Genomic DNA, 22,922 nt, shown 5'->3' with positions numbered 1-22,922 from the left:
GGTGCGCATCCTGGTCACGGGTCGCAAAGGTGGGTTGAGCAACCCCGTTTGCTTCGATACGGGATCAGGAACCAATCATTAACTGGCGCGCTTTGTTGAATTGGGATCACAATCCGGTTCAACAGATCCGACACGGGGGTGCGCCGCACATTTTGCAAGGGGATACGCAAGAATGAGCACGCATGACATGGACAAGGCACGCTCGACCTATGACAGGTTCATGGGATCGCTGAAGTGGATCGTGCCTGTGATCGCCGTGATCACGCTTTTCGTCGTCACGCTGATCGCGCCATAAGGAAACCCAAACCTATATGAAAATCGCAGTTCTGAAGGAGCGCAGCCCTGGGGAAACCCGAGTGGCGGCGACGCCCGAAACGGTGAAGAAATTCATCGGTCTCGATACGCAAGTTGCTGTCGAATCGGGCGCAGGGAAGCATGCGGCTATCGGTGACGAGGCCTATGCCGACGCAGGCGCAGCGACCGGTGATCTGGCTTCGACGGTCAAGGATGCCGACATCGTACTTGGCATTCAGGCTCCCGATGCAGAACTGCTTAAAGGTGCAAAGCCCGGCGCGTGGGTGGCGGCGCTGTTCAATCCGTTCCAGAACGGCGACCTGGTCGAGGCATATGCCAAGGCCGGATACGAAGCGCTGAGCATGGAATTCATGCCGCGCATCACCCGAGCGCAATCGATGGACGTCCTTTCGAGCCAGTCGAACCTTGCAGGCTACAAGGCTGTCCTTGCGGCGGCTGACACCTATGGCCGCGCCTTTCCGATGATGATGACGGCTGCTGGCACTGTTCAGGCCGCCAAGTGCTTCATCATGGGTGTTGGTGTTGCGGGGCTTCAGGCCATCGCTACCGCGCGGCGTCTGGGCGCGCAGGTTTCCGCAACGGACGTGAGATCGGCTACGAAGGAGCAGATCGAAAGCCTTGGCGCGAAAGCGATTTTCGTCACCGATGTCGAAGGCATCGAGGGCGAAGGCTCGGGCGGCTACGCCACCGAGATGAGCGATGAATACAAGGCCGCTCAGGCAAAGCTTGTAAGCGAACACATCGCTAAGCAGGACATCGTGATCACAACTGCGCTGATCCCCGGTCGAGCGGCTCCGGTGCTAATCACCGACGAACAGATCGCAACGATGAAGCCGGGCAGTGTGATCTTCGACCTTGCTGTTGCGCAAGGCGGCAACGTTGAAGGCTCCAAGCCCGACGAGGCGGTAGAGCGGCACGGCGTCAAGATCATCGGCTACGCCAACACCCCCGCGCACCTTGCCGCGGACGCATCGGCGCTGTTTGCTCGCAACCATTTCAACTTCCTCTCGGCCTCCTGGGACAAGGAAGCCGGCAAACCCGAACTCGACGAAGAGATCGGCGACGCCGTGCGCCTGACCAAAGGAGGTGAAGTTGTGAATGAGAGGCTCAAGGGGTGAGAAGCCCCGCAGCGTCTCTGATTGCGGTCGCAGCGGCCGCTGGGCTTACGGCGAGCCATCCTGCTGCCGCGCGCGACATGCATGAGCGCCATATCGAGACGCTTTGGACAATCTCCGACGTCGATCTTATCGAGAGTGATGCGTCGGCTCCGGCTGACGAGGGCGGAAGGCTGGTCGCGAACGACGACTTCGTGATCAAGCAGCGCCTGCTTCCCCCGACGGCAGCTCGATTAACCAGCGCGATTGTCGATGGTGATGGCGATGTGCTGGCCGAAGCGGGTGACGAATTGTTCGGGGTCGTCTCGGGCTCGGGCGATGTCTACTGCCTCGACAAACGGCCTGAATACAATCCCGTCGGTGCCCTGATGGTCGGGGCGATATTCCAGGCAAGCTGCTTTAAGGATGTTAACGGCGACGGGACGTTCGATGGCGGCTTCAAGAAGAAGTTGCAGCCCTCGGCCTTCCCACAGCTTCGGGGAAAGCACCGCCGAAACTTGCGGGAGATTTCGGGCGGATCGTTCGAGAAGATCGATCCACGTGAGCTCACAAAGGTCTACTACGTCGGTATCGAGTTCGATGGACGCGGCTTTCTCGCGATCGGCAAGTCCCGCTACTTCCGAGTGGCGTTTGGTGGCGACTATGCCAAGGGCGAACTCAGCCGCTGGTTCTCCACCGATGGAGACGAATTGCCTAAGGAAATGGGTGCCGAAGGGCTTGGCGCCAAATGGACCGTGCTCGGCTTTGAGGACGGTGCCATCCGGGTCCGCGTCGATGAACCCCTCGAACAAAAGCCCTTCGCCGTATCAATCCGCGTAACAATCCGATGATGACTTCAGTGTCAGAAAGTGAACCGCGATAATGGACTTCATCTCAATCCTATCCATCTTCGTGCTGGCGTGTTTCGTCGGCTATTACGTGGTCTGGTCGGTCACCCCGGCGCTGCACACGCCTCTGATGGCGGTGACCAACGCGATCTCCTCGGTGATCATCGTTGGAGCGCTGATTGCTGCGGCTGAATCGACCGATCCGGTGGCCAAGTATCTGGGCCTTGCGGGTGTCGTGATGGCCAGCATCAACATCTTCGGCGGCTTTGCCGTCACCCAACGCATGCTCGCCATGTACAAGAAGAAGGAGAAGTAAGAGATGACCTTCTCCATCCTTGCGGGCGCCGCTGACGGCGTCGGAGCCACCCCCGCCTGGGCCATGCTTGCTTATCTGGCCTCGGGCGTATTCTTCATCCTTGCGCTGCGTGGTCTCTCGAGCCCCGCAACGAGCCGCGCGGGTAACCGCAATGGCATGATCGGTATGGCAATCGCGCTGGTGACGACGTTGGTGACGCACGACATCGCCAATATCATCGAGATCGGGATTGCGATCTTCCTCGGCGGGATCATCGGTGTCACGATTGCGCGCAAGATCGCCATGACCGCGATGCCGGAACTGGTCGCTGGCTTCCACTCGCTGGTCGGTATGGCCGCAGTGGTGGTTGGCCTCGCCGCATGGTTGAACCCCGGTGCGTTCGGCATTCTCGATGAGGCGGGCCAGATCCTGATGGTCAGCCGGATCGAGCTGGGCCTTGGCATCGCCATCGGTGCGATCACGTTCTCCGGCTCGGTTATCGCCTTCCTCAAGCTTTCTGGCCGGATGAGCGGGTCTCCAATCCTTCTCCCGGCGCGTCACGTCATCAACCTCGGCACCATCGTCGCGATCCTTGGCATCATCGGTTTCTACGCGGTCTCGCCCGATGGCGGGCCGGGCGCAGGCTGGCCGATCATTGCGATAACCGTCCTCGCATTTGCCATCGGCTTCCTGCTGATCATCCCCATCGGCGGGGCTGACATGCCGGTCGTCGTCTCGATGCTGAACAGCTATTCGGGCTGGGCTGCTGCTGCGATGGGCTTCACGCTTGGCAACACCGCGATGATCATCACTGGTGCGCTGGTGGGGTCCTCGGGTGCGATCCTGAGCTACATCATGTGCCGCGCGATGAACCGCAGTTTCATCAGCGTGATCGCAGGCGGCTTCGGCGCGGATGACAGCGCCGGGGCAGGCGGCGAGCCGCGTGAACAGCGCCCCTACAAGCAGGGCAGCGCAGACGATGCGGCCTTCATGCTCGAACAGGCCGAAAAGGTTATCATCATCCCGGGCTACGGTATGGCGGTGGCGCAGGCACAGCACGCGCTTCGCGAAATGGCCGACGTGCTCGAGGAAAAGGGCGTCGAGGTGAAGTACGCGATCCACCCGGTCGCAGGGCGCATGCCCGGCCATATGAACGTCCTCCTTGCAGAAGCCAGCGTTGACTATGACAAGGTGTTCGAGCTGGAGGACATCAACAGCGAATTCGCCACCGCCGACGTCGCCTTTATCATCGGTGCAAACGACGTGGTGAACCCGGCAGCGAAGACCGATAAATCCTCGCCGATCTACGGCATGCCCGTCTTCGACGTCGACAAGGCAAAGCAGGTCTTCTTCATCAAGCGCTCGATGGGCGGGGTCGGCTATGCCGGTGTCGACAACGATGTGTTCTACATGAACCAGACCGTGATGCTGCTTTCCGACGCCAAGAAGATGGTCGAGGAAATCGTCAAGGCGCTGGACTAGGGGGCGACCAGGATAGCCCGATGCGCTTACTCGTCATCATGCTGCTGGTGCTGGCGTTCGGCGTCGGGATCTACTTCGTCTTTCGCGGCGACGGCATGCTCGAACGCGTGACCGAGCAGCGGGTGGAGCAGGCTTTGCTCGAAAATGGCGTGCCGGTGAACATGTCGGAATGCATGGCGCCTCGTCTGGTCGACAGGCTATCCATCGCGCAGCTGCGCAAACTCGAGCGGCTCGCACCGCAAGAAGGCGAGACGCGCCTTCCGCTGTCGACGGGAGAAGCGATGGCGCGCCTTCGCCGCGTTGACGATCGTCAGGCAGTGGAACAAGTGGTTCGCGTTGCAGGCGGCTGCGGCCTTGAAATCGGTCTTGAGATGTTCGGGCGCTGACCGCTTGCATTGATCCCCCCGCCTACGGCACAATGCAGGGCGAGTAGGGGGACATGACCATGACCAAGATTTCGACCATCGCTGCGGCGCTTCTTGCAGGTGCGGCTGCGAGCCTGAGCGTTCCGGCATCGGCTCATGAAGGCCATTCGGAAGATCAGCCCTTCGCGCCCAAGCAGGTCGGCGCTCAATTCATGGTCATGGAAACCACCGCCAACGAAGCGGCGCGCGAGCCGTTCCTGCGCGGCCTCGCCCTTCTGCACAACTTCGAATACGATTACGCAGCCGAAGCCTTCCGCGCCGCACAGGCAGCCGACCCCGATTTCGTGATGGCCTATTGGGGCGAGGCGATGACCCACAATCATCCGCTGTGGAAGCAACAGGATTACGAGGCGGCAACCGCCATTCTTGGTCGGTTTGGTGCCACGCGAGAGGCTCGCGCAGCAAAGGCGCGCAATTCCATCGAGAGCCAATGGCTTGCCGCTATCGAGACACTTTACAGCGAAGGCGAAAAGGAAGCGCGCGACCTTGAATATCTTGCCGCCATGCGCGCTATGCTGGCCGATCATCCCGACGACGTCGACGTGCGCGCTTTCACGGGGCTCGCGGTTCTGGGATCATCCCATGGCGGACGCCAAGTGCCACTATACATGGAAGCGGCGGGCATTCTCGAACCCGGTTTCATGACCAACGAGTTCCACCCCGGCATCCTCCATTACCTCATCCATTCCTACGACGACCCGGTCCACGCGCCGCTCGGCAAGCGCATGGCCGAACGCTACGCCGTGGTCGCACCCGAAGCTGGCCACGCGCAGCACATGGTGAGCCACATCTTCCACGCGCTCGCCGACTGGGAGGCTTCGGAGAAGGCCAATATCCTCGCCGATGGCGTGGTCGATCAGCAGCGCATCGCCTCTGGCCGCGCGCCGTCTGTGTGTGGGCATTACAATGAGTGGCTGGTCTACGCGCTCTTGCAACAGGGCAAAGATGCAAGCGGCCGGGTGGCTGCCTGCCGTGACGCGGCGATCCCTGAAGAGGGCAACGAGGTGGCTTTCGGGGCCCTTCGCAGCTTCAACGTGATGTCTGCATGGCAGGCCGTCGACACAGGCGTGTGGAACCCCCTCCCGAGCGAGGTCGACAAGTATGCCGGGCCTCGCGTTGTCTCGACTCATGTGTCCGCGCTTATGAAGGCGGATGACGCAGATCATGTGGCAAAGGCGCTTGCCTCGATGCGTGAGGACGCAGCCGAGTTGGAGGAGGTGCTCGCGCGAAGGGCGCCCGATGATCGCACCACGATGCCTTGGGTGAACCGGGCGATTGCGCAGGTGGATGCGGTTCGCATCCTTGCTTCCGGTGACAACGATGCAGGGCTCGCCGCACTCAAAGCCGCAGCCGAGGCTGAAAGTGCGCTTCCGGTTGTATTCGGCCCGCCTGCGATCGCAAAGCCAAGCTGGGAGCTTCTTGGCGAACAATATCTCGCTCAAGGGCGTAATGAAGAGGCCGCTGACGCGTTCCGCAAATCGCTCGAATTCGCACCGGGACGGCGTCTGTCACGCGAAGGGCTAGAAATGGCTCAGTCCGGCGGCTGAATGGGTCTTGTCTTGCAACCTCTTGGCCTTCATCATGCAAGGCGGAGAGGGAGACACACGTGATGATCAGGATTTCGTTCGCCGCCGCGCTGCTGGCCAGTGCCGCGCCTGCCTTGGCTGAAACGCATACGATTAGCCCCGGGGATGGCGCGCAGGAGCGCCTGCAGGAAGCGTTGATCCTGGCAGAGCCGGGTGACACCATCATGCTGGAAGCCGGGCGCTACACGCTCACGGACGGGCTTAGCCTCGATGTCGAGGGCGTCACCGTTCGCGGTGCCGGAATGGACGGGACGGTGCTCGATTTCACCTCGCAGGAAGGATCGGGCGAAGGCCTGCTCGTTACCAGCGATAACGTCACCCTGCGCGACTTCGCGCTCGAAAATCCCAAGGGCGACGGGATCAAGTCCAAGGGTGCTGACAATATCGTTTACTACCGCGTTCGCGTGACCTGGACAAACGGGCCGGACCCATCGAACGGCGCCTACGCGATCTACCCGGTCGAAAGCACCGGAGTGCTCGTCGACGGAGTGAAGGTCACCGGCGCTTCGGACGCGGGGATCTACGTTGGTCAATCGAACCGCATCACTGTGCGCAATTCGATTGCAGAGGCCAATGTTGCCGGGATCGAGATCGAGAACAGCCGTAACGCGCTGGTCGAACACAACATCGCGACGCGCAATACGGGCGGCATTCTGGTGTTCGACTTGCCCGGGCTGCCGGTGATGGGCGGAGGCAATGTGGTGGTTGCGAACAATCTTGTTGTCGCCAATGACACCGCGAACTTCGCGCCTCCCGGTAACATCGTCGCGGGCGTCCGCAGGGGCACGGGCATTATGGTGATGGCCAATGAAGGCGTTCTCATCGAGGATAACATCATCGACGAGAACCCCACCGCACCGATCATGGTGATTGCCTACACCCAAAGCTTCGAGGACGAACGCTACAACCCGCTCGCGCGCAACATCGTGGTGGGCGAAAACCTTTATGGGCGCGGCGGCGACGATCCGCAGCTTGAAGGTGCAGAGATGCTGATGGCCGCTTTCGGAGGCGCGCTGCCTCCGGTGATGTGGGACGGACTTGGCAGCCTTTATGCTGTCGATGGGACCGCCGGCTGGACCCTTAATCTGCCCGAGCCGGGCAAGGGCGTTGCAGGGGCCTCTCCCGCGCCGCTGAGCGTGCCTGCGCCTACCGCCGAATTCGACCGCAGCGGCATCGGTGCTCCGTCTGAACTCGAGGAGCGTATCTGATGCGTTTCGCCGCCCTCATGCTTGCGTGCAGCGCGGTGGCGCTGGGCGGAGCGATGGCGGAGGCGCGGCTGGTCGCTCCCGAGGTTTCCGACACCGCGATCTCGGATGACGGCTTCCCGCGCACGCTCGAGGAATTCGGCTTCTTCATCCACGCCGATGCGCAGGTGCCGTCGCCCGGCGTGATCCCCTACGAGCTCAACACGCCGCTCTATTCGGACGGGGCTGACAAGCTGCGCTTCCTCTACGTGCCCGATGGGGCAGTGATCGAGGCGAGCGGGGATGGGCTCCTGCAGTTCCCTGTCGGCTCGGCGATCATCAAGACCTTCGCTTTTGGCGAGGGCGAGAATCGCACGCTCATCGAGACGCGCGTACTGCTGAACCGCGCCGATGGCTGGGTCGCGCTGCCCTATCGCTGGAACGACGAGCAGACCGAGGCGCGGCTCGCGCTCGCTGGAGGTCGCATCCCGATCACTACGCCCGGTGGCGAGGAGATCAGTTACCGGATCCCGAACAAGAACCAGTGCAAGACCTGCCATTCGCTTGACGACGCAGTGATCCCGATTGGCCCGAAGGCACGAAATCTTGCGCCGGAATTGCTCGAGCAACTCGCCGCGTCAGGAAAGCTGGATAGTGCGCCGACGGTCGCAAACGCAATACCACGCTGGAGCGATGCGAGCGTTGGCAAGGAGCCGCTGGCGAGGGCCTATCTCGATGTGAACTGCGCTCACTGCCACAGACCGGGCGGCGGCGCGTCCAATTCAGGTCTCGACCTGCGTTGGGAGCAGGATGCGCCTTTCGCGCTCGGCGTGAACAAGCCGCCGGTCGCTGCTGGCCGCGGGGCAGGGGGGCTGCTTGTCTCGATCGAGCCGGGCGATCCGGACGCCTCAATTCTTGTGCATCGTATGAATTCAAACGAGCCGGGCGTTGCCATGCCTGAACTTGGACGCTCCACGATTGATGAAGAGGCGGTAGCGCTGATGCGTGACTGGATTGCGGAGATGGGCAGTTGAAGTGGGCTCTGCGCATCATTGGCGTCATCGCCGCGCTTCTCGTCGTCCTTTTCCTGATTTTCCGAACGCCTGACACCAACGCCGATGAGATGCGCGCAAAGTATGGCGGTGCGCCCTCGCAATTCGTCGAAATCGATGGTGGCGTTACCGTCCACCTTCGTGACGAGGGGCCTCGAGATGGGTTGCCGATCATATTGCTGCACGGCTCCAACGCTGACCTGCATACCTGGGAGCCATGGGCCCAAGGGTTGCGCGACACCTATCGTGTCATTCGCTTCGATCAGGTCGGGCACGGCTTGACCGGTCCTGACCCACAGCACGACTACAGCCGCGAAAGCTACGCCGAAGATATCCGCGAAGTCGCGGATAGCCTTGGACTCGACCGCTTCGTGATCGGCGGCAATTCGATGGGCGGAAAGCACACTTTGGCGTTTGCTTCGGCCTATCCTGAGCGAGTAATCGGCATGGTGCTGGTCGATGCAGGCGGTGTCCCAAGGAGCGAAGTCGAGGTGCGCGAAGATGACGATGACAGCGGCAATATCGGCTTCGCGATCGCTCGCACGCCGGGGATCAACCGGATCGTCGAACAAATCACCCCGCGCAGCCTGATTGCGCAGAGCCTTGAGCAATCGGTCTCGGTCGAGGAGATCGTCACCGAGGACATGATCGACCGTTATTGGGAGCTGCTTCGCTATCCCGGCAACCGAGCGGCGACCATGGCGCGCTTCAGCACGGAATATCAGCCGCTCACCCGTGAAGAAATTGCCCAACTCTCGATGCCAACGCTGATCCTGTGGGGAGACGAGGACCGTCTCATCCCTGTGAGGGCCGGACGCTGGCTCGACGAAACGCTGCCGCAAAGCGAGCTCGTGATCTACGAGGGCATCGGCCATCTCCCGCAGGAAGAGACCGTCGAGCCATCGCTTCGTGACTTGCGAAGTTGGCTGGGAACACTTGAGCAAGGCTGACCGTTAAGACAGCGTTAGCCATCTAAACGGCTAATTCGCCTGAGCAATCCACGCCCTATGGACGGATAGCGCGCTTGGTGGCTACATCGTTGTGCGGCGCAGTATGGATTCGAGGAATGGCTTTGCGAAAATTGGGACTGATCGGCGGCATGAGCTGGGTGTCGACCGGGATTTATTACGACCGGATCAACCGTATCGTGCAACGCCGCGCTGCCCCTATGGCTTCGGCGCCGATGCTGATCGAGAGCCTCGATTTTTGCCAGCTCTACGCGTTGCGCGAAGAAAAGGATTGGAAGCGTGCTAGCGGCATTCTCTCCGAAAGCGCCAAGCGCCTCGAAGGCGCAGGGGCAGAAGCGCTGATCATCGGCGCCAATTCCATGCACAAGCTTTATGACGACGTCTCGGCAGGCGTCGACATTCCGATCCTCCACATTGCCGATTACGTTGGAAAGGCACTGAAGCGCGCGGGGCACAAGACCGCTGCTTTGATCGGGACGCGCAACGTGATGACCGAGAGCTTCTACCGCAAGAGGCTCGTTGCGCACGGGATCGATCTGCTGCCGCCCAACATGATCAATGTCGAAACGCTTGACCGGATCATTTACGACGAGCTGATGGTTGGCAAGGTGACGCGCGATGCGCAGCGCGCGATGAAGACAATCATCACGAACAAGGCTCAAGAAGGGGCGGATTCCATAGTTCTTGCCTGCACGGAACTCGACCTTGTCGTCGATGTCGATGCCAATGTCCTGCCGGTATTCGATTCAACTCGAATTCACTGTGAAGCGGCTGCAGACTGGATTCTTGAGCAAGAACTGGTGAATTAATCTGCAGCTCGACCCTCGCACGCAACGCTTGGCCGCATAGCAACAATGCACGGGGTGCAACATTCCATCGCGGCCTATAGGTGCGGCGAGGAATTTGTCATCGAAAAGTAACAGGCAGATTCCGGGTCTTCGGGTCGCTCCGAATGACCCAAGAGCTTTAGGGCTCTTGGGACCGCCTACCACCCCCCCATTGCACCCGGTGGGCGGTCCCATTTTTTCCCGAAATCGCGTCTTTGGAGCGCCGCTGAGGCGGCGTTTTGGTGCTGTCCACCGCAATCGTGGCGGGTTGCCGTTCTGTTCCCGTTGAGCGGACTGTCTCGGTGACTTAAGCGGTATGCCCGTGACAACACGCGCCCCCTACTCAGCAGACCCCTTCGCCCATAGCGGACGTGAATTCGCGCGACCCGGTGAGACGTCGCCGCCCCTGAGTGGCGGCGAAACACGCGGCCCGCGCACCGACTTTCAGCGCGACCGCGACCGCATCATCCATTCAATGAGTTTTCGCAGGCTCAAGTCGAAAACACAGGTCTTCATCGCACCTGATGGCGACCACTACCGCACGCGGCTGACGCACTCGATCGAAGTCGCGCAGATCGGCCGAGTGTTGGCTCGGGTGCTAGGGCTGGACGAAGACCTTACCGAGGCTTTGTGCCTCGCTCACGATCTCGGCCATCCACCGTTCGGCCATGCAGGCGAAGCGGCCTTGTCCGAGGCGATGGCCCGGCACGGCGGCTTTTGTCACAACGCGCAGGCGCTGCGCACCGTGATGCGGATCGAGAGCCCCTATCCCGAGCATGAGGGTCTCAACCTCACATGGGACCTGCTCGAAGGGTTAGCTAAGCACAATGGCCCTGTAGCAGCGCCCAACTGGGCGCTCGCTGAACTCGACGAAGCCTTCCCGCTCGATCTTGGCACTTGGCCGTCGCTGGAAGCGCAAGTGGCGGCGATTTCGGACGACATTGCTTACGACAACCACGATATTGATGATGGACTGCGAGCAGGCTTTTTGAGCCTTGACGACCTGATGGAACTGGATTTCCTCGCAGACCAGTGGCGATCGGTCGAAAAACGCTTTCCCAACGCCCCGCGCGAGCGCCTGCTGCGAGAACTCATCCGCGATCAGATCGGCCTGATGGTGAACGACGTGCTCGAACACACACGGGCGCAGGTAAAAAACATCGGTTCGGTCGCCGAGGTTCGCGATGCAGGGCGACAGCTGGCGGGCTTCTCGCCGGAAATGGAAAAGAACGAACGGGCGCTCAAGACCTTCATGTACGACAAACTCTATTATCATCCGGAACAAGTCAGCGCCGCTGAGCGAGCAAGAGACGTGATCGCGCGGCTCTTCGCAGCCTACTCGCAAGACCAGCGGCTCATGCCGGAAGAATGGCAAGCGCGTCTGCCCGACACCGAGCCAGGTCGAAGCCGCACAATCGCAGATTTCATCGCAGGAATGAGCGACCGTTTCGCCATTCGGGCATGCGAGGCGATTTATGGCGAGCAACCGCAGGGGCTCGTAAATGTCTAAGCGCCAGATCGACGAATGGAGCGCGGCATGACCGAATACGGAGCGCAGGATAAAGCGCCTCTCCGCATTGGCCTGGTTGGAGCGACCGGCATGATCGGTCGGAGGCTGATCGAAATTTCGAGCGCCGGCGATCAGGCGCGTATCGTCGGCATCGCGCGGCGTGAAATGGACCTGCCCAAGGGTGCGCGGGTCGAAATGTTCATCGCCGAGACCGAGAAATGGGGCGAAGTCCTCGAGGCCGTGAAGCCTAGGGCATTGATCTGCGCTTTGGGTACAACATGGAAGAAAGCGGGCCGCGATGAAGAGGCGTTTCGCGCGGTCGATCATGACCTCGTCCTCGCAACCGCCAGAGCCGCAGTCGATGCGGGCATTCGCAACATGGTCCTGATCAGCTCTGCCGGCGCCGATCCGCGCCAGAAGAACTTCTACCTCAAGGTCAAGGGAGAGGTCGAAGCCGAAGTGTCCAAGGTGGGCTTCAAGCGGCTCGATATTTTGCGCCCTGGCCTGCTGCGGGGACAGCGAAAAGGCGACCTGCGACCGGTCGAAGCGGCGGCGCGATTTGCAAGCCCGGTGATCGATCCGCTTCTCCCGGCAAAGTGGGAGATGTATCGTTCGATCTCGTCCGACCTCGTTTGCGAGGCGGCGCTTGGTCTGGCCATGCGCAAGGCGGCAGGGCGCTTTACGCACGACAACGAGGCCATGAAGCGGGCCGCGCGCGAATGGAGGGCAAAGGCCGAGACGCCCGCGCCTGAATAAAGGGGGTAAGGCATGGACTGGGGGCTGGTTTTCAATGGCGCCAATCTGATGGCGATGGTCGCCTGGGCAGCGCTGATCCTGTTGCCGCGCTGGCCAGCTTTGCTGTCAGCGTTGCTTTACCTGGGCGTGGGAGTGCTGTGCTTGCTCTATGCAGGCATTCTGACTGCGCTGCTGACCGGCTTTGCGACTGGAAGTGACGGTGGCAATTTCACCAGTATCGAAGGCGTGCGCACCCTGTTCGGGAGCAATGCCGGATTGACGCTTGGCTGGGTGCATTACCTTGCCTTCGACCTCTTCGTAGGCCTCTGGATCGCGCGCGATGGTGATGCAAAGGGCATCTCGCGCATCCTTCAGGCCCCGGTCTTGTTGGCGACATTTCTGTTTGGCCCGGTCGGTCTGCTGGTCTGGCTGATCGCGCGCGAACCGGCAGCACGAAAGCAAGGTCGCCCGGCCTGACCCAAACGACAACATCAAAGTGTTGGACGCGGCGCCACAATCTTGGCTAACCCTACGGCAAGCGAACAATCCGGGGTAGAGAGGGTAGCCAATGGCCAGCGACGCCAATCACGACATGTTGAGTTTTGACGAATTCCTGAGCTTCTGGGCAAAGGAACGGCCTGAGGGCATCGCGCTCGAAATGGGCGAGCGTGCGACGAACTATGGTGAGGCCGATCTCCAGACCCGGCAGCTGATCGCCTATTTCCAGAGCCACGGCGTAGGCCACGGTGACCGAATTGCCTGGCTGGGCAAGAACTCCGATCGCTATTTCATGCTGCTCTACGCAGCCGCGCGCGTGGGCGTCGTGATGGCACCCATCGGCTGGCGGCTTGCCCCGCCTGAGATCGCCTACATTCTTGGCGACACCGGCACCAAGGTCCTCTTCGTCGAAGAGCAATTCATCGACACGGCGAGCGAAGTGACCGGTTCGATGGAGAATGCGCCCAGTGTGGTCGAAGCCGAGACAGCCTTTCGCCAGGCGCTCGACATGGAGCCGGTGAAATACGAACCCGCCCATGGCGACGATCCGGTGCTCCAGCTTTACACCTCGGGCACCACGGGAAATCCCAAGGGTGTCGGCCTTTCCAACACCAACCTCTTCTCGCTGCGCAAGCCGAGCCTCGAAGAGCAAGCCCCTTGGCACAAATACGAAGAAGGAGACTGCATCCTTGCGGCCATGCCTTGCGCGCATATCGGCGGTACAGGTCTTTCGGCGATTGCAGTCGCAAACGGCATTCGCGGGCACATTTTGCCCGAATTCACGCCTGACGGCGTTCTGAGTGCGATTCAGAACGGCGCAACGCACATGTTCCTGGTGCCCGCTGCGATCCAATTCGTGATCCAGCACCCGCTGGCCAAGGAAACCGATTTCTCAAACCTGCGCTATCTCATGTACGGCGCTGCACCCATGCCGCTCGAATTGCTAAAGGCGGCGGTGGGTACCATGCCCGGCACTGGCTTCCTGCAGGTCTATGGGATGACCGAGACGACGGGCACGGTGACAATGCTCCCGCCCGATGATCACTCGCTCGAAGGCAATGAGCGCATGCGTTCGGCCGGCAAGGCCGTGCCCGGGGTCGAAATCCAGATCCGCGGAGAAGACAACAAGGAGGTCCCGCTGGGCGAGATTGGCGAGATTTGCATCCTTTCGCCCTCGAACACTGCCGGATATTGGAAGCTTCCCGAAGCCACAGCCAAGACGATCGACGAGGATGGCTGGCTCCACACCGGCGACGCCGGGATCATGGATCCGGACGGATATGTCTACATCCAGGACCGCATCAAGGACATGATCATCTCTGGCGGTGAGAACGTCTATCCCGCAGAGGTCGAGAATGCGATCTTCGGCCACCCGTCGATTGCAGAGGTTGCGGTGATCGGTATTCCGTCGGAACGCTGGGGCGAAGAGGTGAAAGCGTGTTGTGTGCCCAAGCCGGGCATGGAGATCGAGGAAGGCGACGTGCTCGCCTATGCGCGCGAACGCATCGCTCCTTTCAAGGTCCCCAAAAGCATCGACATTATTGCCGAGATGCCGCGCAATGCGTCCGGCAAGATTCTGCGGCGTCAATTGCGCGCGCCATATTGGGAAGGGCAGGACCGGCAAGTGTCCTGACACTACAAGTTCACCTGACGATGAAAAAGCACGCGCCTGCAACTCTGCGCAATCGGGAGGCCATTGCGGAAGTCCTTGAGAAGGAACTTCCGCCAAGCGGGCGGGTGCTCGAGGTCGCAAGCGGTTCGGGGGAACATGCAGTCTTCTTCGCAGGCCGTTTCCCGCAGCTTGAATGGCAGCCCAGCGACTTTGACCGCGAAGCCATCGCCTCAATCCTCGCCTATCGTAGTGATTACGATGGGACCAATCTGCCCATGCCTATGGTGCTCGATGCGCAGAAAGAAGGTGAATGGGAAATCAAGGGCGTTGATGCAATTGTGTGCATCAACATGCTCCACATCGCGCCGTGGGCTGCGACGGAGGGATTGTTCAGAGGCGCCGCCCAATTGTTGGGCGGCAGAGATTTGCCGCTCATCCTTTATGGCCCATATTTCGAGCAGGACGTCGAGGCAGCATCATCAAATAAAGCGTTTGATGAAGGCCTGCGCGCTCGCAACCCCAAGTGGGGCATCCGCAATGCTGAAGATTTGGGCAAGCTGGCGAGCACGCACGGTTTCGGGCGCACTGCGCGCTACGAAATGCCCGCCAACAATCTCACGCTGGTGTTCCGCAGCGCCTGAGCGCGCTCAGGTTTCGTCGTCGACCGCGTCAGCCACCGATTTCAGGTCATCGCCCATTCCGCGAACGGTGTTGCAGGCAGCAGTAGCGGTGAGCATCGCGCCAAGCGCGACGGCGGTGAGAATCTTGCGTTTCATCGGTCAGGGCTCCTTTTCGCTGACCTGATAGTCGCCGTATTCTGTATCTCGCACAACAAAAAAGGGCCCACCCCGGAGGGTGAGCCCAATTTGCTTCCAGCGGGGGTCCGCTTAGGTTTCTTCGTCAACCGCATTTGCTGCCGACTGAAGGTCTTCGCCAGCGCCGCGGACGGTGTTGCATGCGGCGGCGCCAAGGGTCATCGCACCAAGGGCGATTGCGAGAATAGTCTTGCGGATCATGGGGTTCTCCTTCGGGGGTTGATGATCACGGAGACAAAACCCTTCAGGTGGCGCTATGGTTCCATCGTTTCAGTGCGACGCGCTCGAGCCACGGCCAGTTGTCTCTCACGCCATGCGATGAGCAGCCCTGCGGCCACGATGAGCGGCGCGCCTAGCCAGAGCGTCGCTGGTGGCGTCCGCTCGAAAATGCTCCACCCGTACCAAGTCGCCCAGAGCAACGAAGTGTAATCCATCAGTAGGATCACGCCTGCAGATCCGAAGCGCAGAGACGAAGTGAGCAAGATCTGCGCAAGCGCCCCGCACAGGGCCATGGCAACAATGATCCCCCAGGTTTCGGCATCGTGCGGTCCGATCACGAAGGGCAGGGCAAGCGCCATCAGCGGCGTGGTGAAGGCGCAGAACCAGAAAACGATGCTCCAGGGCGCCTCGGTCTTGTTGAGATCCTGGATCTGGAAGCTGATAACGGCCACAAGCGCTGCGGCGATCAGCGCAACTGCCGCGCCGACCAGGCTGATCGAGTACCCTTCGTCAAGGCCGAATGCAGGCTGCGTAAGAACCAGGACGCCTGCAAAGCCGAGCACGACTGCGCCCCACCGATAGCGGCCAACCTTCTCCTTGAAGAGCAGCACCGACAGGACAACAGCGAAGAACGGCGCGGTGAAGCTGAGCGCTGTCGCCTCGGCAAGCGGCAGGAGCATCACCGCGCCGTAGACGAAGAACATTCCGATGATGCCGAACACAGCTCGCCGCGCGTGAGCACCGAGGCGTTTGGTCTTGATGTCGGCAAGCCGACCCATCGCAGCGAGAAGGACGGCGACACACACCAGCGTGATGGCCTGACGCCAGAAGATAAGCTCAGTCAGCTCGACCCCGCGTTCGCCCGCCACTTTGACGAGCATCGACATGGTTGCGAGAGTTCCGGCGGTGGCTAAACGCAGGCTGAGCGCCAAATACGGTCGAGGGCGAGCTACCGAGCCATCCATGCTGCCCGCTTTAAAAGCATCCCGGGATTGCGCAATGGCCAGCCTTGCCTAAATCGGCGGCACCATGGAATTGCTCACACAGATTGCGCTTGCCAGCGACGCGGTTCAGCTCGCTTTGGTCGGCGCTGTTTGCTGGGCGTCGGCAATTTTCTGCCTAATCATGGACCGGCTGCGCGAGAAAAGGCGCTCGCCCGAACGGCTCGAACAAGTCGGCTTCATGCCGTGGACGAGCCTGTTCGTTGCGCTAGCAATCATTGGAGGCGGATGCCTCGCGATGAGTTTGCCGGTGGTTCTGGGCAGCCTTTAGAGGCACGCCTCCAAATACGCTTGGTCGAAGCCGAATTGACGCGCCTTTTCGAGTGTGTAGGGTCGTAGGCCTGAAGAACGGAATTCGCCCATGATCTTGCCGTCTTCGCTCTCGTCCAAGTACTCGAACTTGAACAATTCCTGCGTGACGATCACATCGCCTTCCATCCCGATCACCTCGGTGATGTTGGTCGTGCGACGCGAACCATCGCGCAGACGCTTTACCTGAACAATCAGGTCGACCAATTCCGCGATCTGGCGTGAGATCGCTTCCTTCGGGATCTTGATGTCGCCCATCAGGATCATGTTTTCCATACGGCCGAGGCACTCACGCGGCGAGTTGGCGTGAAGCGTACACATCGAACCGTCGTGGCCCGTGTTCATGGCGGCGAGAAGGTCGAAACATTCCGCGCCGCGAATCTCACCAAGGATGATCCGGTCAGGACGCATACGCAGGGCGTTCTTCACGAGGTCGCCGATGGTAATCGCGCCCTGGCCTTCAAGGTTCGGCGGACGCGTTTCGAGTGGAAGCCAGTGCGGTTGTTGCAGACGAAGTTCGGCGGCGTCCTCGATGGTCAGAACGCGCTCGCCCGGGTCGATCATCTTCGACAGGGCGTTGAGCATGGTCGTTTTACCCGAACCCGTACCGCCCGAGATAACGATGTTCATCCGGCATGCGCCCGCGATTTTCAGCGCGGTACACATCTTCTCCGACATCGAGCCAAATTCCTTGAGCATGTCCAAGGTGATCGGCTTCTCGGAGAACTTACGAATGGAGATCGCGGTGCCGCGTAGAGAAAGCGGCGGAACGATGACGTTCACACGCGAGCCGTCCTTCAAGCGGGCGTCGGCAAGCGGCGTGGTCTGGTCAACGCGGCGGCCGACCTGGTTCACGATACGCTGAGCGATCTGGAAAAGGTGCTGTTCATCGCGGAACCGGATCGGCGCAATGACGAGCTTACCCTTCTTTTCAATGTAGGTCTGATCTGGGCCGTTGACCATGATATCGGACACGTCCGGGTCGTTGAGGAGCTCCTCTAGCGGACCAAAGCCCAGCAGCTCGTCGATCAGGACCTTCTCGAGCGCAAACTGCTCGCGGCGGTTCAGCGTGACCTTGAGCTCGGCCAGCACTTCCATGATGATCGGACGGAATTCTTCGGACAGCTCTTCCTTGGTGAGCGTCGCTGCGGCTTCCGGGTCGACACGTTCAAGCAGGCGCGGGAGCACCTGTTCCTTGATCTTGTGAACGCTCGCTTCGAAACCACCGGCTTCGCTTTCAGCAGCGTTGACCGAGTTCATGCGTTCGGCGAGGCGGTCCATCGCATTGGCGGTGGCGTTGCCGCCGCCTTGCGGAGGGGGAGGAGGTGCAGCCTTGGCCTTCGCAGGCTCTGCACTGCCTCCATCACCGGGAAGCGGGGGAAACTGTTCGCCACCGCTAGCTTCGTCAGCTTTCGGGCTACTGCCCTTCATCGGCCGGGCTACGCCGAAAGCGGGCTTGGCGCCGGGCCTCATGCCGCCTGCGCCACCCTTTTTGCCGAATGCGCTCATTCTTAAGCCCCCAGGCACTAAATCAATCCATGCGCAATCGCGGGTTATCGCGAAGAGCGCCTCTCGAAATGTGGTGAATAAATGGGAAAGCTTATTTTTTTCTAAAATTTCCCGCAGGTTTCAGGTGAATTGCGCCAAGCGGTTGATGCGATCCGGCGGTAAATCTCGTCGCAAGCCATGGTAAACATGGGATTACCTGGCGGATCACGGAGCTAATGATTTGCAGCGAGTGTTCTTCGCGGACTCGTACGGAAACGGCAGCATCTGAAGATCGAAATGCGAAACTCAGCTACGCATTCACCCGCGCCATTTCAGCAACAACCACGGAACACGATCCGGGGCGAATTGCTGTCTATTGTGTCGGTCGAAATAGGGCGGCATGTGGTCGCCCACGATAAGGATGTCTGTGGCCGGGAAATCAGGAGCAAGGATTTCCTTGACCAGCGCCGCATCCATCGCATCCCAAATCGCGAATTGGCGGCAGATCATTGGGTAATCTTTCGCAAGTACCGGCGAAATCCGCTCGCAATTCTCCACGTCAAGATTGCTTTCCAACGGGACGGGCAGATGCGAGTTCACCGATAGCCAATAGACGAATTGCGGCTCTTCCGTCTTCTTGAGGCGTCCTGCGATCTGGGCGGGAACGTCGCGGTCGCACACACCGGGGAAAACGCCTCCGCATCTCTCAGCGCCCCCTTCGGCCAACGCTTCGCGGAAATGGGAGCTCTGGAAACCGATATTGGGATACCACAGGTTGCGATCGAAGAATTTGCCATCGAACGAGTGGTAGGCGGTCGTTGGCACGCCTTGCGCGGCGAATTTTGCGGGGAGGCAGCCGCGATCGGCAGTTTCGCGCAGGTCGTGATACTCACCCCAGCGCCCGCACAATTCGCGGATCTCGCCCGACGTGGTCGAGCTGTAATACGTGGTTGTCCCTCTCGAAACCTCGAAGCGGGACTTGACGCCTGCATTGTCAAACCGACGAAAGAGCAGGGCATCCATTTCTTCGTTCCCAACCGGCACGCCCATGGATTCCACCATAACCACCAGCAGGTTGCGCTCTAGCGCTCCCGAAGCTGGAATGATGTTCGAATTCTCGATTGCCAACTCAAAAGGTGCGCCCGCTGCCGCTACCCGGTTGTAGTGCCCGCGCATTCCGTAACCCATATACAGATCGACCAGCGCCAGTGATAAGGTCGCACCCGCGGCAAGCAGCGTCATTCGTTGATCTTCGAACGACGTCGGACGCCGCATGACGAGGCCGGCGACCAGGATCAGCGCAGCTACGAGGATGCTTCCTGCGACGTACTCGATCGACTGGCTCACATCGAGTTCTGCAAAGAACATGATCGAGTGTGTCAGGGATGCCATGCCCAGGTTGAACAGACCTGCGATGAAGGACAGGAGAGAGAAGGCCATCAGGGCAAGGAAAGCGGCTAGCTGGACGACGTAGGAACGCTTGCGCACCACCAGGCCGACCGCGCCGAAGACCATGATCTCGAAAAACCGCGGGGGCGATCCGACAAGATACATGAGCGCAAAGCCCGCATTTGCGAGCACCACCCAGACCAGCAACCAGTTCCTCAATGCCCGCCATTCGCCCGGCTCGACGGTCGACCGGCGCGATGACGGTGCATTTGGCAGGGCTGCCGCATCAGCCATGATTGTGGTGTTCCCCCCGTCAACAGAGCGCTGAGCCTTCCGCGACGTCTCAAATGTCGCGCCAGACTTCTGGCAATTTGCGTTCTTTCAAGGGTCAGCAGTGAAGAATAAAGGTTAGGACACGGTTAAGTGAGTGGCCATGGCGAGGTGTCGGGAGGCTCATGATCAAGGCCTGTTCGCTGGCGCGAGGGGTGCGGCGCTCCGGTTTTCTTCCTGCGAGGATCGTGTCTAACTGGATCAGTCTATCGTTAACCAAGCTCAAATGGTTTAGCCCTAATCCCCCCGCATGAGCGCGAGGGGCCTGGCGCCCGCAATTCGATAGGATGGTGATGACCTCCGAGAATACAGACGGCATGGCCTTACCCGACCGTTTCGAAATCGGTTCGGCAAGTAAGCTGAACCCGTCCGGCGTGGCCGGGACTATCCTCTATGTTCTGTTCTCAGCGGTCCTTCTGACGGCCGTCCTGGCCTTCTATCTGCTGGTCTATTCGCCTCATCAGGATCTGGCGGGAATAACGCTGTCGGCCCAACTGGCTGATGCGCTGGGCGATGCATTTGACGAATACAGTCTGTATTTTCCACCTGCTGAGCGAGGCTGGTACGGTCTGGCGGTTCCCTTGAGCGAACTCACTGGCTTGCGGCTGGACCTGTCGGCAATCTTGTTGGCTGGTCTAGCGGTCCTCTTTTCGACAACACTGGCATACCGGATCAGGCGCGAGACGGTGGGGGCAACACCTTGGTTCCTTCTGGTGTCAGCAGCAGTTCTCGTGGTGCTGCCTGTCCTCTACAAGAATGTATTCGGCCTGCGCGAGCATATGGTCGTGCTAGGACTATGGCCCTACCTAGTCTTACGGCTGTCGGACCCGGACAGCTCCAAGATTGGCTGGAAAACCAGGCTTCTTGTTGGCGCCTGGCTGGGTGCGACGCTCACGCTCAAATATCTTTATGCGATTGTTGTGCTGCTGGTTGAACTGGCTGATGCGGCGGTTCAGCGGCGGCTCGTGTCGCTATTTCGGATTGAGAATCTCGTGTCGGGCGCGATTGTCGCGCTCTACCTGTTTTTCTGGCTCGTTATTGATCCGGCCGAGCGCGAAGCAATCGGCATCATGGTCAGCGCCATCGATGCCAACATCGACAATCCCGTTCGAAACTGGGCGAAACTAGCGATCCATTCGGCGCTCGCGCTGGCACTTCTTGCGCTCGCTTACATCTACAAGCTGCCCTTGCGGATCACCGCCATCGGCTTGGCTATGGTTGCGGGAGCGGTGATTGCGGCCTGGATGCAGTCGCGCTGGTACAGCCACCATGAATTCCCGATCACGCTCGCATACATCGGCTGGCTCTGGATGGCCTGGGGTGAATTGAAACGCGTGTGGGTCTTAGCAGTCTCTGTCTTCTTGGCTGTTCCGATCGCAGGGGAGTTTCACAGCACCGGCTACTATCAGGACTCCGTTGGCGAACTGGAAGAAGCAATGGGTGGCTCAGGGCTGTCGGTGGATGGCAAGCGGGTCGGCTTGCTGACCATGCATCCTTCGCCCTTCAACCAATATCTCGCATCAGAAGGCGCGATGCGATGGATTTCACTGATGAACAATGCGTACGCCGCGTCAGAATTGAAGGTTCATGACGTCAAGGAGAACAATGGCGCCTTGGCACCTGCGATCTCGATCACCTCGCCAGAGCGTCAGATGCTCCATGATGAAATGTTGCGTCTTTGGGAGGACAGGCCGCCCGACGCATTGATACTTGACCATAGCACCAGTTGGCCGCTCGATCACATCAAGGTTCGATGGGACCGGGTCTTTGCCGAGGACGAACGCTTTCAGGCCATCCTGGCGCAGTATCGCCCTGCGCTCGAGCACGAGGGCGATCTGGTCAAGTTCACATATCTCGTCCGTAGTGAATCGGAAGGCGATTAAGCGATCAGGTCCCAATCAACCGGTGTGCCTTTTGCCACGGCCCGATTGACCCGCTTGCCTAGCAGTGTGTCGTAATACTTGGGTTCAAGCCCGTAACCGGGACGCACTGCGCGCAGGCTTGCGGACGTAAAGGCTTCACCCTCGACCATGTCTTGCGCGACATAGAGCGAACGGCGAAACTGTTTTGACGCGCTCTCCGCCTTGGTGCCGCCATATGTTATCTCTCCAAGCGATTGCCATGCGCGCTCGGTCTCTTCGCGGAGCAAAGCAAGCTCAGCAGGTTCGAGACTGAAGGCGCTATCGACGCCGCCATCGGCGCGCGCGAGGGTGAAATGCTTTTCCACCAAAACGGCTCCGAGGGCGGTCGCGGCAACCGCAACGCCAACCCCCATCGTGTGGTCGGACAAGCCCACCAGGCATCCGAAAGTCTCGCGCATATTGGGAATGGTGGCGATATTCGTGTTCTCGGGCGTTGCGGGATAGGTGCTCGTGCATTTCAGAATGACGACCTGCTCATTCCCGGCCTCGCGGCACGTGCGCAGCGCTTCACCGATTTCAACCACGCTCGCCATGCCTGTCGAAATGATCATCGGCTTTCCGGTCTCGGCAACCCTTCGGATGAGCGGCAGGTCGATCATTTCGAAGCTGGCGATCTTGTAGGCCGGCATGTCCAGCTCTTCCAGAAAGTCGACCGCGGTCGCATCGAAGGGGGTGGAAAAGCAATGCATGCCATGGCTCGCGCAGCGATCCATGATGGGCTTGTGCCAGTCCCATGGCGTGTGCGCCTCGACGTAGAGCTCGTGCAACTGGCGACCGTTCCAAAGTGATTTTTCGTCTTCGATCACGAAGCCCGGCCCGTCGCAATCGAGCGTCATCGTATCGGCAGTGTAAGTCTGCAATTTGAGGGCATCTGCGCCGCTGTCTGCGGCGGCGTCGACGATCTCCAATGCTCGGTCGAGCGAGTGATTATGGTTCCCGCTCATCTCCGCGATGATGTAGGGGCGTGCGTCGTGGCCAATGGTCTGGCCTGCGATCTGGATGCTTTTTGGTGTCATCG

Annotated in this window: 24 protein-coding genes; 18 read left to right on the top strand and 6 right to left on the bottom strand. The window is 60.2% G+C overall.

Annotated features, from left to right (window positions below; all coding sequences use genetic code 11):
• Nucleotides 1–172: 172 nt before the first annotated feature.
• The 16 genes from AC0V6T_RS09845 (at nucleotide 173) to AC0V6T_RS09770 (ending at nucleotide 15,072) form a co-directional block, all read left to right on the top strand.
• Nucleotides 173–295 carry a hypothetical protein gene (locus AC0V6T_RS09845; protein ID WP_007163447.1) on the top strand — a complete coding sequence of 41 codons (123 nt, stop codon included), beginning with the start codon at nucleotides 173–175 and terminating at the stop codon, nucleotides 293–295.
• A 16-nt stretch (nucleotides 296–311) separates the two neighbouring features.
• Nucleotides 312–1,433, top strand: a complete 1,122-nt coding sequence (locus AC0V6T_RS09840; RefSeq protein WP_486126459.1) for an NAD(P) transhydrogenase subunit alpha — start codon at nucleotides 312–314, stop codon at nucleotides 1,431–1,433.
• The gene (locus tag AC0V6T_RS09835) at nucleotides 1,430–2,260 is read left to right on the top strand and encodes a hypothetical protein (RefSeq protein WP_486126457.1); all 831 of its coding nucleotides are present in this window, start codon (nucleotides 1,430–1,432) and stop codon (nucleotides 2,258–2,260) included. The genes AC0V6T_RS09840 and AC0V6T_RS09835 overlap by 4 nt, the downstream gene beginning before the upstream one ends.
• 31 nt (nucleotides 2,261–2,291) lie before the next feature.
• Nucleotides 2,292–2,573, top strand: coding sequence for an NAD(P) transhydrogenase subunit alpha part 2 (locus tag AC0V6T_RS09830; RefSeq protein WP_007163450.1), 282 nt, complete (start codon nucleotides 2,292–2,294; stop codon nucleotides 2,571–2,573).
• Nucleotides 2,574–2,576: 3 nt separating this feature from the next.
• On the top strand, nucleotides 2,577–4,034 hold the full coding sequence (locus AC0V6T_RS09825) for an NAD(P)(+) transhydrogenase (Re/Si-specific) subunit beta (protein WP_486126455.1): 1,458 nt from the start codon (nucleotides 2,577–2,579) through the stop codon (nucleotides 4,032–4,034).
• Between the two features lie 20 nt (nucleotides 4,035–4,054).
• Nucleotides 4,055–4,420, top strand: coding sequence for a vWA domain-containing protein (locus tag AC0V6T_RS09820; RefSeq protein ID WP_486126453.1), 366 nt, complete (start codon nucleotides 4,055–4,057; stop codon nucleotides 4,418–4,420).
• 53 nt (nucleotides 4,421–4,473) lie between these two features.
• Complete coding sequence (locus tag AC0V6T_RS09815) at nucleotides 4,474–6,006, top strand: hypothetical protein (RefSeq protein ID WP_486126451.1); 1,533 nt, start codon at nucleotides 4,474–4,476, stop codon at nucleotides 6,004–6,006.
• Nucleotides 6,007–6,068: 62 nt separating this feature from the next.
• On the top strand, nucleotides 6,069–7,253 hold the full coding sequence (locus tag AC0V6T_RS09810; RefSeq protein ID WP_486126449.1) for a parallel beta-helix domain-containing protein: 1,185 nt from the start codon (nucleotides 6,069–6,071) through the stop codon (nucleotides 7,251–7,253).
• A complete protein-coding gene (locus tag AC0V6T_RS09805) occupies nucleotides 7,253–8,263 on the top strand; it encodes an SO2930 family diheme c-type cytochrome (protein WP_486126447.1) in 1,011 nt (336 codons plus the stop codon). The genes AC0V6T_RS09810 and AC0V6T_RS09805 overlap by 1 nt, the downstream gene beginning before the upstream one ends.
• Nucleotides 8,260–9,231: an alpha/beta fold hydrolase gene (locus tag AC0V6T_RS09800; protein WP_486126445.1), complete on the top strand. Its 972-nt coding sequence runs from the start codon at nucleotides 8,260–8,262 to the stop codon at nucleotides 9,229–9,231. The genes AC0V6T_RS09805 and AC0V6T_RS09800 overlap by 4 nt, the downstream gene beginning before the upstream one ends.
• A gap of 116 nt (nucleotides 9,232–9,347) precedes the next feature.
• Nucleotides 9,348–10,058: an aspartate/glutamate racemase family protein gene (locus AC0V6T_RS09795; protein WP_007163457.1), complete on the top strand. Its 711-nt coding sequence runs from the start codon at nucleotides 9,348–9,350 to the stop codon at nucleotides 10,056–10,058.
• A 334-nt stretch (nucleotides 10,059–10,392) separates the two neighbouring features.
• A complete protein-coding gene (locus AC0V6T_RS09790; RefSeq protein WP_486126443.1) occupies nucleotides 10,393–11,586 on the top strand; it encodes a deoxyguanosinetriphosphate triphosphohydrolase in 1,194 nt (397 codons plus the stop codon).
• Nucleotides 11,587–11,613: 27 nt separating this feature from the next.
• A complete protein-coding gene (locus AC0V6T_RS09785; protein WP_486126441.1) occupies nucleotides 11,614–12,342 on the top strand; it encodes an NAD(P)H-binding protein in 729 nt (242 codons plus the stop codon).
• 12 nt (nucleotides 12,343–12,354) lie between these two features.
• Nucleotides 12,355–12,798 (top strand): ABA4-like family protein, encoded by a 444-nt coding sequence (locus AC0V6T_RS09780; protein ID WP_486126439.1) that lies wholly within the window; start codon nucleotides 12,355–12,357, stop codon nucleotides 12,796–12,798.
• Nucleotides 12,799–12,889: 91 nt separating this feature from the next.
• Nucleotides 12,890–14,452, top strand: a complete 1,563-nt coding sequence (locus AC0V6T_RS09775) for a long-chain-fatty-acid--CoA ligase (RefSeq protein WP_486126437.1) — start codon at nucleotides 12,890–12,892, stop codon at nucleotides 14,450–14,452.
• Between the two features lie 20 nt (nucleotides 14,453–14,472).
• Entirely contained in the window at nucleotides 14,473–15,072 is a 600-nt protein-coding gene (locus tag AC0V6T_RS09770) for a DUF938 domain-containing protein (protein ID WP_486126435.1), read from the top strand.
• Nucleotides 15,073–15,078: 6 nt separating this feature from the next.
• On the opposite strand, the gene AC0V6T_RS09765 is transcribed toward AC0V6T_RS09770, so the two are convergent.
• From AC0V6T_RS09765 to AC0V6T_RS09755, 3 genes are all read right to left on the bottom strand, one after another.
• Entirely contained in the window at nucleotides 15,079–15,207 is a 129-nt protein-coding gene (locus tag AC0V6T_RS09765; RefSeq protein WP_007163463.1) for a hypothetical protein, read from the bottom strand.
• A gap of 111 nt (nucleotides 15,208–15,318) precedes the next feature.
• A complete protein-coding gene (locus AC0V6T_RS09760) occupies nucleotides 15,319–15,447 on the bottom strand; it encodes a hypothetical protein (protein WP_486126433.1) in 129 nt (42 codons plus the stop codon).
• Between the two features lie 53 nt (nucleotides 15,448–15,500).
• Nucleotides 15,501–16,430 carry a DMT family transporter gene (locus tag AC0V6T_RS09755; protein ID WP_486126431.1) on the bottom strand — a complete coding sequence of 310 codons (930 nt, stop codon included), beginning with the start codon at nucleotides 16,428–16,430 and terminating at the stop codon, nucleotides 15,501–15,503.
• Between the two features lie 64 nt (nucleotides 16,431–16,494).
• Here AC0V6T_RS09755 and AC0V6T_RS09750 point away from each other — a divergent pair, with 64 nt between their 5' ends.
• Nucleotides 16,495–16,737, top strand: a complete 243-nt coding sequence (locus tag AC0V6T_RS09750; RefSeq protein ID WP_486126429.1) for a hypothetical protein — start codon at nucleotides 16,495–16,497, stop codon at nucleotides 16,735–16,737.
• Here AC0V6T_RS09750 and AC0V6T_RS09745 read toward each other — a convergent pair.
• Together AC0V6T_RS09745 and AC0V6T_RS09740 are read right to left on the bottom strand one after the other, a co-directional pair.
• Entirely contained in the window at nucleotides 16,734–18,284 is a 1,551-nt protein-coding gene (locus tag AC0V6T_RS09745) for a TadA family conjugal transfer-associated ATPase (protein ID WP_486126427.1), read from the bottom strand. The genes AC0V6T_RS09750 and AC0V6T_RS09745 overlap by 4 nt on opposite strands.
• A 297-nt stretch (nucleotides 18,285–18,581) precedes the next feature.
• Nucleotides 18,582–19,946, bottom strand: a complete 1,365-nt coding sequence (locus AC0V6T_RS09740) for an LTA synthase family protein (RefSeq protein WP_486126425.1) — start codon at nucleotides 19,944–19,946, stop codon at nucleotides 18,582–18,584.
• 329 nt (nucleotides 19,947–20,275) lie between these two features.
• Here AC0V6T_RS09740 and AC0V6T_RS09735 point away from each other — a divergent pair, with 329 nt between their 5' ends.
• Nucleotides 20,276–21,865 carry a hypothetical protein gene (locus AC0V6T_RS09735; protein ID WP_486126423.1) on the top strand — a complete coding sequence of 530 codons (1,590 nt, stop codon included), beginning with the start codon at nucleotides 20,276–20,278 and terminating at the stop codon, nucleotides 21,863–21,865.
• On the opposite strand, the gene pseI is transcribed toward AC0V6T_RS09735, so the two are convergent.
• Nucleotides 21,862–22,920: a pseudaminic acid synthase gene (gene pseI, locus AC0V6T_RS09730; protein WP_486126421.1), complete on the bottom strand. Its 1,059-nt coding sequence runs from the start codon at nucleotides 22,918–22,920 to the stop codon at nucleotides 21,862–21,864. The genes AC0V6T_RS09735 and pseI overlap by 4 nt on opposite strands.
• Nucleotides 22,921–22,922: the final 2 nt, after the last annotated feature.

Source organism: Erythrobacter sp. S158, assembly GCF_057364915.1.
The sequence above is the reverse complement of the archived record's forward strand: the minus strand, read 5'-3'. Positions and strand labels throughout refer to the sequence as shown.